Below are 12,278 nucleotides of genomic sequence, written 5' to 3'. Positions count from 1 at the left end.
GCACAATCCCCTCGCCCGGCCGCGACGCCGTACTAGGCTGGGGCGCGTCCATCCCCCACACCCGGCCTCGGCCGCGATGAGGTGCATCCCGTGACTGCCGCAGCAGACCCCACCAGCCCGGAAACCCCCACCGACGACCAGCCCTGGGGCCGCGTCGACGAGGACGGCACCGTCTCGGTGCGAGAGACGGACGGATGGCGCGTCGTCGGCCAGTTCCCCGACGGCTCCCCCGAAGAGGCCCTCGCGTACTTCGAGCGCAAATTCACCGATCTCGCCTCCGAGGTGACGCTCCTCGAGGTCCGCCATCGCCGCGGTGGCGCGTCGGCCAGCGACCTCCGCTCGACCGCGACCTCGCTGCAGGCGAAGATCAGCGGCGCCGCCGCGGTGGGAAACCTCGCCGCCCTCGAGGCGCGGGTCGCCGCCCTCACCTCCTCGCTCGCCGAAGCGTCGGCGACCGAGGCCGCCGCAGCCCGCGAGGCTGTGGATGCCGCCGTGAAGGAGCGCACGGCCCTCGTCGAGCGCGCAGAGGAGCTCGCCGCCCGCGACCCGCGATCGGTGCAGTGGAAGCAGGTCTCGACCGAGCTGTCCGCGCTGTTCGACCAGTGGCAGTCCCAGCAGCAGAACGGTCCGCGTCTGCCCCGCTCGACCGCGCAGCAGCTGTGGAAGCGTTTCCGCGACGCCCGCGCCACCATCGACAAGCACCGCCGGTCGTTCTACGCCGAGCTCGACGAGGCCCACAAGTCCGTCCGCGACCGCAAGACCCGACTTATCGAACGCGCTGAAGCCCTCGCTCCGCGCGGCGAGGACGGCATCGGCGCCTATCGCGACCTGCTGGACGAGTGGAAGTCCGCCGGGCGTGCCGGAAAGAAGGCGGATGACGCGCTGTGGGCGCGCTTCAAGGCCGCCGGCGACGCGCTCTACGCCGCACGCGGGGAACGCGAAGCAGCCGACGCCGAAGCATCGAAGGAGAAGATCGAGGCGAAGAAGGCCCTGTTGGTCGAGGCCCGCCCGATCCCGGACGAGAAGGACGTCGCCAAGGCGCGTTCGCTGCTGACCGGCATCCAGCGCAAATGGGATGAGATCGGTCGCATCTTCCCTCGCGACGCCGAGCGTTCGCTCGACGACGAGCTCCGCAAGGTCGAGCAGGCCGTCCGGTCGCGCGAAGAGGTCGAGTGGAAGCGCAACGATCCTGAGACACAGGCTCGCGCCGACGACATGACCCGTCAGCTGACCGACGCCATCGCCAAGCTCGAAGCCGAGGTGGCCGCCGCCGAGGCATCGGGAGATGCCCGGGCGGTGGCGAAGGCCAAAGAAGCGCTCGAGGCCCGGCAGGCCTGGCTGCGCGCACTCGGCGGCTGACCCCGGGCGGGGTTGTCCACAGGGCGACCCACCGCGGGCCCATCCGCGGCAGACTCGCGGCCATGCCCCTGTCGCGCTTCCTCTACCTCCCGGGCGACCGGTTGTCGGCCACCGAGCTGTCGGCAGCGCGATTAGACGGCGACGTCATCGAGGTGGGCGACGGTTACATGCCGGCCGACGCCGTGGAGACGGCGGCCCTGCGGGCGGGATCGCTCGGCGGCATCCTCACCGATCTGTTCGCGGCCACCCACCTCAGCGCCACCTGGATCCACGGCGCGATCGCCGAGCCGCCGGCCCGCCACACCGTGCAGCGGGCCGTCACCCGACGGGTGACCGCGGTGCACGACCGGCGCGTCGTCGTCCGCGACATGGCGCTCGATCACGGGGACGTCGAGCACATCGGCGGAGTCTGGGTGACCACGCCCGTGCGGACGCTCTCCGACCTCTGCCGGGTCGCCGACGAGGACCACACCCGTGCCGCCGCGGAGCTCTCCGGGCTCAGACCCGGTCTGGCGGAGGCCGCACACCGACAGCTCAGCAGCCGAGGACGGGTGCCGCACAAGCGGCGTGCCCTCGATCTCCTCGCCGAGCTGGCGGCCCGTCCGGCCGATCAGGAAGACGTCACGCGGTACACGTCGTAGACCGCATCGATGCGCCGTACGGCGTTGAGCACGCGATCCAAGTGCACGGTGTCGCCCATCTCGAACACGAAGCGGCTGATGGCCAACCGGTCGTTGGAGGTCGACACGGTGGCGGACAGGATGTTGACGTGATGCTCGCTGAGCACGCGCGTGACATCGCTGAGCAGCCCGGAGCGGTCGAGCGCCTCGACCTGGATCTGGACGAGGAACACGCTCTTGGTGGTCGGGGCCCACTCCACCTCGATGAGACGCTCGGGGTCTTCCTTCAGCGATCTCACATTGGTGCAATCCGCACGGTGGACCGACACCCCGCTCCCCCGGGTGACGAAACCCACGATCTCGTCGCCGGGAACGGGGGTGCAGCACTTGGCGAGCTTGACGAGGATGTCGGGGGCGCCGCGGACCAGCACCCCGGACTCGCCGCCGCGGGGCGCCCGCGACCGGCCGACCGCCGGGAGGTCGATCGGGCCCGTGGAGGTGTCCTCGGCAGCACTCACGAGCGCCGTGACCTTCTCGATCACGGACTGCGTCGACACATGTCCCTCGCCGACCGCGGCGTACAGGGCGGAGACGTCCTCGTAACGAAGCTGCCGGGCGACCTCGGTGAAGGAATCCTGGTTCATCAGACGCTGGAGCGGGAGGTTCTGGCGGCGCATCGCCCGGGCGATCGCATCCTTCCCCTGCTCGACCGCTTCCTCGCGCCGCTCCTTGGTGAACCAGCCGCGGATCTTGTTGCGGGCGCGGGTGCTCTTGACGAACCCGAGCCAGTCCTGACTCGGACCCGCATCGGGATTCTTCGAGGTGAACACCTCGACCACGTCGCCGCTGTTGAGTTCGGACTCCAGGGGCACAAGCCGCCCGTTGACCTTCGCCCCCATCGTGCGGTGGCCGATCTCGGTGTGGACGGCGTAGGCGAAGTCCACCGGCGTCGCACCCGAGGGCAGGCCGATCACGCGACCCTTGGGCGTGAAGACGTACACCTCTTTCGCGCCGATCTCGAAGCGCAGCGAGTCGAGGAACTCGCCCGGGTCGGCCGTCTCGGCCTGCCAGTCGGAGATGTGGGCGAGCCAGGCCATGTCGGCGTCGACCGCCTTGGAGTCGGCTTTGCCGCCGTTCATCCGTTCCTTGTACTTCCAGTGCGCCGCCACACCATACTCGGCCTGCTGATGCATCTCGTTGGTGCGGATCTGGATCTCCACCGTGCGTCCCGCCGGACCGATGACGGTGGTGTGCAGCGACTGGTAGAGGTTGAACTTCGGCGTGGCGATGTAGTCCTTGAAGCGGCCCGACAGCGGCGTCCACCGCGCGTGGATCGCACCGAGCACCGCGTAGCAGTCGCGAACGCTCCCCACGAGCACGCGGATTCCGATGAGGTCGTAGATGTCGTCGAACTCGCGGCCGCGGACGATCATCTTCTGATACACCGAGTACAGCTGCTTGGGCCGACCCATGACCCGACCGCGTACCCGGAGATCGCGAAGGTCTCCTTCGACCGCTTCGATGACACTCTGGACGTACTGCTCCCGCTGCGGGGTCCGCTGTTTGACGAGACTGTCGATCTCGGCGTAGAGCTTGGGATGCAGAACGGCGAAGGACAGGTCCTCCAGCTCCGACTTGATCGTCTGGATACCCAGCCGGTGCGCGAGCGGGGCGTAGATCTCCAGGGTCTCGGTGGCCTTCTTCTTGGCCTTCTCGGGCGGGACGAAGCCCCAGGTGCGGGCGTTGTGGAGGCGATCGGCGAGCTTGATGATGAGGACCCGGATGTCGCGCGACATCGCCACGATCATCTTGCGGACGGTCTCGGCCTGAGCGCTCTCGCCGTATTTGACCTTGTCGAGCTTGGTGACGCCGTCCACCAGCATGGCGACCTCGTCGCCGAACTCGGCCGCGAGGGTGTCGAGCGGGTAGCCGGTGTCCTCGACGGTGTCGTGGAGGAGGGCGGCGGCGATCGCCCGCGGGCCCAGGCCCAGATCGGCGAGAATCTGCGCGACCGCGAGCGGGTGGGTGATGTAGGGCTCGCCGCTTTGCCGCGTCTGCCCGGCGTGGGCTCCGTCGGCGACGGTGTACGCCCGCTCGATGATGGTGAGATCACCCTTGGGATGGTGCGTGCGCACCGTGCGCAGCAGGCGTTCGACGTCGTCACGCCGTGCGGAGCGCGAGAAGATCCTCGGCACGAGCCGCCTCAGCGACGATGTCGTCTGCGACGAGGGAGGTGCCGGGGCGGACGGGACGGTCTCAGTCACTGACCCCTCCCTCCGCTGGACACCTCATCCTACGCCGCGTGCGCAGACCCTTCGCGCGCGGCCCCGGGCCGGCGCCGCCACCTCGAGTCGATGCTCAGACAGGTGTGCCGGCCAGTTCACGCGCGGCGAGGACGCGCTCGTCGCGGGCCCGGATCGCGGGCTCCTTCTCGCGGAAGAGCGCGTACAGCGGGGCCGCGACGAAGATCGTCGAGTACGCCGCCACGATCGTTCCGACGAAGATCGACAGTGAGATGTCGGTGAGCGTCCGCGCGCCGAGCCACAGCGCACCGATGAAGAGGATCGCCCCGGTGGGCAGCGCCGCGACGACCGTGGTGTTGATCGAGCGGACCAGCGTCTGGTTGACTGCCAGGTTGACCGACTCGCCGAACGTTCGACCCGAGACTTCGCCGTCCTCGCTGGTGTTCTCCCTGATCTTGTCGAAGACCACCGTGGTGTCGTACAGCGCATACGAGAGGATCGTCAGGAAGCCGATGACCGCGGCCGGTGAGATCTCGAACCCGAAGAGGGCGTAGACCCCGACGGTGATGATGAGCACGTCGACCAGGCCGATGATCGCCGCCGTCGACATCTTCCAGGTGCGGAAGTAGATCGCGAGGATCAGGAAGGTCAGCGCGAGGAAGATCGCAAGGCCCCAGAGCGACTGCCGCGTGACATCCGCGCCCCAGCTGGGCCCGATGAAGGAGTAGCTGACATCGGCGGCGGGCACCTGGTACTCCTCGGCCAGTGCCGTGGAGATCTGCAGGCTCTCGTCGTCGGTGACCTGGTCGGTCTGCACACGGATGGCGTCCGAGCCGACCGTGACGACGCGGGTGACGGCGCCGGGGACGACGGACTGCACGGCGTCGGTCGCCAGGGCCTGATCGGTGGTGGCGACGCCGGAGACGGTGAACTGCGAGCCACCGGTGAATTCGATGGAGAGCTGGATGGGACGGAACAGCGGCACCAGAGCGGAACCGATCACGAGGATCGCCGCGATGATGAACCACAGACGCCGGCGCCCGACGAACGGGAAGCTGGTCTTGCCGGTGTAGAGATCGTTGCCGAGCTGGCTCATGGACCGCATCAGTGGTCTCCGTCCTTGACCTTCGTTGCGGACTTGCCGGACTCGGTGGCGGCGAGCTCCGCCTGCTTGCGCTCGGCGATCGTCTGCCGTCGCTCCGCCTCGCTGCGCGCCTTGCCCGCCCGCCGTGCCGCCGGCGTCTTGCCCGCGGTCACCGGCGCGCGGAACTGCGCGCGACCCCGGTAGACAGCACCGAGGGCCTTCGGGTCGAGGCCGGAGAGGGGATGCCCCGAGCCGAAGAAGCGGGTGCGCGCCAGCAGCTGCAGCACCGGGTGGGTGAACAGGATGAAGATCAGCACGTCGATCACCGTGGTGAGCCCCAGCGTGAAGGCGAAGCCCTTCACGGTGGCGTCGGCGAGGATGTAGAGCACGACCGCCGCGAGGACGTTGATCGACTTGGAGATGTAGATCGTCCGGCGCGCGCGGGCCCAGCCGTCTTCGACGGCGCCCGTGATCGACTTGCCGTCGCGGAGCTCATCTCGTATTCGTTCGAAGTAGACGATGAAGCTGTCGGCGGTGAATCCGATGGAGACGATCACACCCGCCACGCCGGCCAGAGACAGGCGGTACCCGATGCGCCACGCCAGGATGCACAGCGTGATGTAGGTCAGCACGCCCATCACGATCAGCGAGGCGATGATGACGAAGCCCAGTGCGCGATACACGGCGAGGGAGTAGAGGGCGACGAGGATCAGACCGATGAGACCGGCGATGAGGCCGATCTGCAGCTGCTGGGATCCCAGGGTGGCCGAGATGGTGTCGGAGCTGACCACCTCGAAGCTCAGCGGCAGCGCGCCGTAACGCAGCTGGTCGGCGAGCACCTGCGCGGACTCCTGCGTGAAACTGCCGGTGATGCTCGGGCGGCCGTCGAGGATGACCCCGTTCATCTGCGGCGCCGAGAGCACCGACCCGTCGAGGACGAAAGCGAACTGGTCCAGCGGCGGCGCGGCACCGAAGAGGCGCTGGCTGATCTCTCCGAAGATCTGCGTGCCCTCGCCGTCGAACACGAGGTTGACCGCCCAGCGACCGTCGGTCTGCTGAAGACCGAAGGTGGCGTCGTCGATCGCCGCCCCATCGAGCTCGACCGGTCCCAGCAGGTACTTGACCGTCCCGGTGGGGTCGCAGGTGATGAGCGGCTGGTCGGCCGGCGCGTTCGCGGGGTCGTTCGCGGGGTCGGAGCAGTTGTAGGCGTCGTACTGCGCCTGCAGCGCCGGGGTGATCCACGCCGGATCGCTGCCGTCGGACGGCGACGGTGACGGCGTCGACGGCAGGGACGGGTCGGGCGTGGGGTAGGGCGTCTGGTTGCCGTCCTGCCCGATGAACGCGCCGGTGGTCTCATTGCTCGTGGCGAGCACCGCACGCAGTTGCAGCTGTGCCGACTGCTCGATGCGCTGACGGGTCTCCTCGTCGGCCTCGCCGGGGATCTGCACGACGATCTGGTTGCCGGCCTGGGTGGCGACATCCGCCTCGCCGACGCCGGACGCATCGACGCGCTGCCGGATGATCGTGACCGCCTGCTCCAGCTGCTCCGTCGACGGCGGTTCCGCGTTCTCCGTCTGGGCCTCGAGGACGATCTGGGTGCCGCCCTGCAGATCGAGCGCGAGCTCAGGAACCCAGGAGCTCTGGCCGAACGCGTAGACACCGAGCGCGTTGATGCCGAACAGGGCTGCCGTGATCGCCAGCAGGCCGATCAGAGCCCGCCAGGCGCGGCGGACGGGGGTGGATGTGGCCACGAGGGGTCAGCTTTCTTCGAGCCGTCGAACGACGGGTCAGGCGTCGGGCTTGGTGCGCTTGTCCGTGTCGGAGTCGTCGATGGGCGCGGCGGGTGAGGCGGCGCGTCGGTCGTCGCTGATCGAGGTGATGTCGCCCGTGGCCACGCCCTCGAGGTACTCCTCCTTGCTCACCTCGGCCTCGATGAAATCCTCCTCCGACAGCACGTCGGTGGGATTCACCACGCGGAGGATCGCCTGGCTGTGCACCTTGATGCTCACCCCGGGGGCGATCTCCACGACCGCGGGCTGGTCGAGGTTGTCGGGGTCGTAGGAGACGATCGTGCCGTAGAGGCCACCCTGGAGGAGAACCTCGGCACCCGGAACGGTCTGGCGGGCGCGCTCCTCCTGCTCGGCCTTCTGCTTCTGCAGGCGACGGCGCGAGCTCCAGAACATGAAGACCAACAGAGCGGCCAACAGAAGGATCAGGCCGTAGTTGGCGAAGAAGGTCGCGAAGTCCATGAGGTGAGAGGCACCTTTCGGTTTCGGCGCGCCTGGGGCGGCGCTGCCGTGCAGGGAGGAAGGGCGGCGAGAAGCCTTGAGCGATTATAGGTCATCGAATCTGAGGGCCCCATCGCGGTGCGGGGCTCCCAGGTGCGCATACGCGTCGGGGGTCGCGACCCGGCCGCGGGGTGTTCTGCCCATGAATCCGATGCGGACGAGGTAGGGCTCGACGACGGATTCGATGGTGTCGGGCTCCTCGCCGACGGCGACGGCGAGCGTTCCGAGACCCACCGGTCCGCCGTGGAATCGACGGATGAGGGCATCGAGCACGGCGCGGTCGAGACGGTCCAGCCCGATCCGATCGACGTCGTACAGCTCCAGGGCCGCGTTCACCACCTCAGCATCGGCGGCGCCTCCGCCTCGGTGGACGATGAGGTAGTCGCGCACCCGACGCAGCAGTCGATTCGCGATCCGCGGGGTTCCGCGCGAGCGGCGCGCGATCTCGGATCGCGACGACGCCGGGATCTCCACACCGAGCTTCTCCGCCGAACGCCGGATGACCTGCTCCAGCTCCTCCGGCTCGTAGTACTCCAGGTGCGCGGTGAAGCCGAATCGGTCGCGAAGGGGGTTGGGGAGCATCCCCGAACGCGTGGTCGCGCCGACGAGCGTGAACGGTGCGAGATCGAGCGGGATGCTGGTGGCTCCGGCGCCCTTCCCGACCATGATGTCGATGCGGAAATCCTCCATCGCCAGATAGAGCATCTCCTCGGCGGAGCGGGCCATGCGATGGATCTCGTCGATGAACAGCACCTCGCCCGGGACGAGGCTCGACAGCAGTGCGGCCAGGTCGCCGGCATGCTGGATGGCGGGGCCACTGGACATCCGCAGCATCCGCTCGCTCTCGTGCGCGACGATCATCGCCAGCGTCGTCTTGCCGAGCCCGGGAGGGCCGGAGAGCAGGATGTGGTCGGCCGGGCGTTGCTGGATGCGCGCAGCCTGCAGAAGCAGCTGGAGCTGACCGCGCACCTTCTGCTGCCCGACGAAATCGGCGAGCGAGGTCGGGCGAAGAGCTCCCTCGATGGCGAGTTCGGACTCGTCCGCGGGTTCGGTCGGATCCAGAGCCTCACCCACGGAGCGACTCCCGCGCCGGCCCGAGCTCGGCGAGGGTGCGGCGCAGCAGCGCGCCGACCGAGGAGCGGTCGGCGTCGGTCGCGGTCTCCGAGACGGTGGCCACCGCCTCCGCCGCTGTACGCTCGGACCAGCCGAGACCCACGAGCGCCTGAACGACCTGGGCGCTCAGATCGGGCGCGGGCGCGACCGCGGCCGCCGCACCTCCGGGACGAGCGGGGGCGAGCTTGCCTGCCAGCTGCACGACGATGAGCTTCGCCGTCTTCGGCCCGATCCCGGACACGCGGCGGAACGGGGCGTCATCGTCGGCGGCGACGGCATCGGCGATCTGCGGCACCGTGAGGGTGGCCAACACCCCGAGCGCCGACTTCGGACCGACGCCAGTCACCCCGAGGAGAACCGAGAACACCGCCAGCTCTTCGCGTGTGGGGAACCCGAACAGCGAGAGCGCGTCCTCGCGGACGATCAGTGCGGTGTGAAGCATGAGGCGTTCTCCCACCGGAGCGCTGCGTGAAACCTGCGGGGTCACCGCGACGGAGAACCCGACTCCGCCCACCTCGACGATGACGCTGTCGGCCTCGACGTGCAGCACGGTGCCGTGGAGGGAGGAGATCATGCCCTCAGCTTAGGGGACGGTTCGGACATATGTTCTAGCGACACGCGTGCGGCGGGCTAGCGACGCGCGAGTCGCTCAGCGTCGGCCCACCGTTGCTGCGCGGGCGTGAGCGCCTCGGAGGCGGATGCCCCCGCGGCGGGGCCGCGGCGCCAGGCGTGGCACAGCGCGATCGCGAGGGCGTCCGCGGCGTCGGCGGGCTCGGGCAGACGGTCCAGACGCAGCACGCGCGCCACCATGGTCTGCACCTGGCGTTTGTCGGCCGCGCCGTAGCCGGTGACGGCGGCTTTGACCTCGGTCGGGGTGTGCGTGGCCGCCGGAAGGCCCGCCTCCCCCGCCACGAGCAGCGCGATGCCGCTCGCCTGCGCGGTTCCCATCACGGTCTGGCGATTGTGCTGGGCGAAGACGCGCTCGACGGCGATGACCGCGGGATCGTGCACCCTGACGATGTCGCGCAATCCGGCCGCGAGCGCTGCGAGACGGTGCTCGATCGGCGCACCCGCCTCGGTGCGGATGACGCCCACGTGCACGAGACGCGCGCTGCGGTCGGCCGCGACGTCGACGACGCCGATCCCGCAGCGGGTCAGACCGGGATCGACGCCCAGGACCCGCACAGAGGGAACGCGTGAAGAGGCCACCCCGCCACGCTAGGCGCGAAGACGGGAGTCGGGGGTGAGGCGCGCCCCGGGCTCAGTCCTCCGCTTCGAGCTCGGCCTGGACCTCGGGGGTCAGGTCGAGGTTGCTGAAGACGTTCTGCACGTCGTCGCTGTCCTCGAGCGCATCGATCAGCCGGAAGACCTTCCGAGCGGTGTCGGCGTCGACCTCCACCTTGAGGTTGGGGACGAACTCGACATCGGCGGAGTCGTAGTCGATCCCCGCGTCCTGGAGGGCCGTGCGCACCGACACCAGTTCGCTGGCCTCGGTGATGACGGCGAAGCCCTGGCCGTGCGGCTCGACCTCTTCGGCGCCGGCGTCGAGGACGGCCAGCATGACGTCGTCCTCGCTGGTCCCCTCACCGGGAACGACGATCACGCCCTTGCGGGTGAAGTTGTAGGCGACGCTACCGGGGTCGGCGAGGTTGCCGCCGTTGCGCGAGAGTGCGGTGCGCACCTCGGCGGCGGCACGGTTGCGGTTGTCGGTCAGACACTCGATCATGAGCGCCACGCCGTTGGGGCCGTAGCCCTCGTACATGATCGAGGTGTACTCGACCGCTTCGCCGCCGATCCCCGCGCCGCGCTTGATGGCGCGGTCGATGTTGTCGTTCGGGACAGAGGTCTTCTTGGCCTTCTGCACCGCGTCGTACAGCGTGGGGTTGCCGGAGAGGTCGGCCCCGCCGATCTTGGCGGCGACCTCGATGTTCTTGATGAGTTTGGCGAACGACTTCGCACGGCGGGCGTCGATGACGGCCTTCTTGTGCTTGGTGGTCGCCCACTTGGAGTGGCCGGACATGATGACGATTCTAGCCGCGCCTGCTTCCCACCCCCGCGAGAGAGCATCTGCGCGCCGACGGAGCGGGTTGCACCCGCATCCTCGGCACTCCGTTGCACTCTCGTGAGAGCGGCGGGACACTGTCGCCATGGATGAGCGCGACGCGGCGCTGGACGCCGCCCACGAGGCGGCGCGGGAGTTCCTGGCGTCCCTGCCCGACCGCCCCGTCTGGCCCCGGGCGAGCGTCGAGGAGATGACCGCAGCCTTCGGTGGCCCTCTCCCCCGCACCGGCCGGCCCGCCCCCGACCTCATCCGGGACCTCGCCGCCCGTGCCGATCCGGGCCTCGTCGCGATCCCGGGCGGCCGCTTCTTCGGTTTCGTCATCGGGGGCACGCTGCCGGCCGCCCTCGCCGCCGACTGGCTGGTCTCGACCTGGGACCAGAACTCCGGCTCGAGCGCCATGACCACCGCCACTGTCGCGCTGGAACGCGTCGCGGGTGACTGGCTCCTGGAGATCCTCGATCTTCCGCGCGGTGCGTCGGTGGGGTTCGTCACCGGCGCGCAGGTGTCCAATTTCGTCTGCCTCTCCGTCGCGCGGCACGCGCTCCTGCGGCGACGCGGCTGGGACTTCACCCGTGAAGGGCTGCACGGATCGCCGCCGATTCGGCTCGTGGTCGGTCGCGACCGCCACGGTTCGATCGATCGCGCGGCGCGATTCCTCGGGCTGGGCGAGGCCGACACCGTCGTCGTCGATTCGGACGACGACGGCAGGATGCGACCGGACGCGCTCGCGGCGGCGCTCGACGAGGCTCCTGCGGATGCGGCGGCGATCGTCTGCCTGCAGGCGGGCGAAGTCCACACCGGAGCGTTCGACCCGTTCGCCGAGCTCATCCCGATCGCGAAGACGCATGCGGCGTGGGTTCACGTCGACGGCGCGTTCGGCCTCTGGGCTGCGGCGTCACCGCGGCTTCACGCTCTCACCTGGGGAGTGGACGCCGCCGACTCCTGGACGACCGATGCCCACAAGACGCTGAACGTCCCGTACGACTGCGGCATGGCGATCGTCCGCGATCCCGCCGACTCGATCGCGATGTTCCGGGCGGGCGGCGACTACCTGATGTACACCGGGTTCGATCCGTGGGATGTCACGCCGGAGCTGTCGCGCCGTGCCCGCGGCGTCCCGGTGTGGGCAGCCCTGGCGTCGCTCGGCCGAGACGGCGTCGAAGCACTCGTCGATCGACTGCACGCGAACGCGCGCAGGCTGGAACGCGGTCTGCGCGCCATCCCGGGGGTGACGGTGGTCTGCGCGCCGGACTTCACCCAGGTGATGTTCCGACTGGATGACGACGACGCGACCCAGGCGCTCGGGCGCGCCGTCCTCCAGGAGGGAACGGCCGCCCTCACGGGAGCGCACTGGCGCGGACGGGCGGTGCTGCGCTGCTCGATGTCGTCGTGGGTGACCACCGACCAGGACATCGACCTGACCCTCGCCGCGATCACCCGCCTGACCTCCCCCGCTGCCGTCTGACCCACCCCGTCATCCCGCGTCACGCCGCGACGGTGCAACGGCGC

General features: G+C 69.5%; 11 protein-coding genes. 3 read left to right on the top strand and 8 right to left on the bottom strand.

The features are described 5' to 3' along the window. Positions 1 to 90: 90 nt before the first annotated feature. Positions 91 to 1,359 (top strand): DUF349 domain-containing protein, encoded by a 1,269-nt coding sequence (locus tag FBY40_RS10100; RefSeq protein ID WP_141938440.1) that lies wholly within the window; start codon positions 91 to 93, stop codon positions 1,357 to 1,359. 62 nt (positions 1,360 to 1,421) lie between these two features. After that, positions 1,422 to 2,000 (top strand): hypothetical protein, encoded by a 579-nt coding sequence (locus FBY40_RS10095; protein WP_141938438.1) that lies wholly within the window; start codon positions 1,422 to 1,424, stop codon positions 1,998 to 2,000. On the opposite strand, the gene FBY40_RS10090 is transcribed toward FBY40_RS10095, so the two are convergent. The 8 genes from FBY40_RS10090 to FBY40_RS10055 form a co-directional block, all read right to left on the bottom strand. Then, on the bottom strand, positions 1,970 to 4,243 hold the full coding sequence (locus tag FBY40_RS10090; protein ID WP_141938436.1) for a RelA/SpoT family protein: 2,274 nt from the start codon (positions 4,241 to 4,243) through the stop codon (positions 1,970 to 1,972). The two genes, FBY40_RS10095 and FBY40_RS10090, sit on opposite strands and share 31 nt — an antisense overlap. Before the next feature lie 94 nt (positions 4,244 to 4,337). After that, complete coding sequence (gene secF, locus FBY40_RS10085) at positions 4,338 to 5,327, bottom strand: protein translocase subunit SecF (protein WP_141938434.1); 990 nt, start codon at positions 5,325 to 5,327, stop codon at positions 4,338 to 4,340. Then, entirely contained in the window at positions 5,327 to 7,057 is a 1,731-nt protein-coding gene (gene secD / locus FBY40_RS10080) for a protein translocase subunit SecD (RefSeq protein WP_141938432.1), read from the bottom strand. Before secD ends, secF begins: the two co-directional genes overlap by 1 nt. 36 nt (positions 7,058 to 7,093) lie before the next feature. Then, positions 7,094 to 7,555 carry a preprotein translocase subunit YajC gene (locus tag FBY40_RS10075; RefSeq protein ID WP_141938430.1) on the bottom strand — a complete coding sequence of 154 codons (462 nt, stop codon included), beginning with the start codon at positions 7,553 to 7,555 and terminating at the stop codon, positions 7,094 to 7,096. An 84-nt stretch (positions 7,556 to 7,639) separates the two neighbouring features. Beyond that, on the bottom strand, positions 7,640 to 8,668 hold the full coding sequence (gene ruvB, locus FBY40_RS10070; RefSeq protein WP_141938428.1) for a Holliday junction branch migration DNA helicase RuvB: 1,029 nt from the start codon (positions 8,666 to 8,668) through the stop codon (positions 7,640 to 7,642). Next, the gene (gene ruvA, locus FBY40_RS10065; protein ID WP_141938426.1) at positions 8,661 to 9,281 is read right to left on the bottom strand and encodes a Holliday junction branch migration protein RuvA; all 621 of its coding nucleotides are present in this window, start codon (positions 9,279 to 9,281) and stop codon (positions 8,661 to 8,663) included. The genes ruvB and ruvA overlap by 8 nt, the downstream gene beginning before the upstream one ends. Before the next feature lie 56 nt (positions 9,282 to 9,337). After that, on the bottom strand, positions 9,338 to 9,916 hold the full coding sequence (ruvC, locus tag FBY40_RS10060) for a crossover junction endodeoxyribonuclease RuvC (protein ID WP_141938424.1): 579 nt from the start codon (positions 9,914 to 9,916) through the stop codon (positions 9,338 to 9,340). A gap of 52 nt (positions 9,917 to 9,968) precedes the next feature. Then, a complete protein-coding gene (locus tag FBY40_RS10055) occupies positions 9,969 to 10,727 on the bottom strand; it encodes a YebC/PmpR family DNA-binding transcriptional regulator (protein ID WP_141938422.1) in 759 nt (252 codons plus the stop codon). 127 nt (positions 10,728 to 10,854) lie between these two features. On the opposite strand from FBY40_RS10055, the gene FBY40_RS10050 reads away from it, so the two are divergent. Further along, a complete protein-coding gene (locus FBY40_RS10050; RefSeq protein ID WP_141938420.1) occupies positions 10,855 to 12,234 on the top strand; it encodes a pyridoxal phosphate-dependent decarboxylase family protein in 1,380 nt (459 codons plus the stop codon). Positions 12,235 to 12,278: the final 44 nt, after the last annotated feature.

The sequence above is a fragment of the Microbacterium sp. SLBN-154 genome (assembly GCF_006715565.1).
Taxonomy (GTDB): Bacteria; Actinomycetota; Actinomycetes; order Actinomycetales; family Microbacteriaceae; genus Microbacterium.
This window is presented reverse-complemented; position numbering and strand designations above follow the sequence as displayed.

Coding starts and splice junctions, on each gene's coding strand:
- secF (WP_141938434.1), bottom strand. CDS start 5,327: ATGCGGTCCATGAGCCAGCTCGGCAACGATCTCTACACCGGCAAGACC.
- FBY40_RS10075 (WP_141938430.1), bottom strand. CDS start 7,555: ATGGACTTCGCGACCTTCTTCGCCAACTACGGCCTGATCCTTCTGTTG.
- ruvA (WP_141938426.1), bottom strand. CDS start 9,281: ATGATCTCCTCCCTCCACGGCACCGTGCTGCACGTCGAGGCCGACAGC.
- FBY40_RS10055 (WP_141938422.1), bottom strand. CDS start 10,727: ATGTCCGGCCACTCCAAGTGGGCGACCACCAAGCACAAGAAGGCCGTC.
- FBY40_RS10050 (WP_141938420.1), top strand. CDS start 10,855: ATGGATGAGCGCGACGCGGCGCTGGACGCCGCCCACGAGGCGGCGCGG.
- FBY40_RS10095 (WP_141938438.1), top strand. CDS start 1,422: ATGCCCCTGTCGCGCTTCCTCTACCTCCCGGGCGACCGGTTGTCGGCC.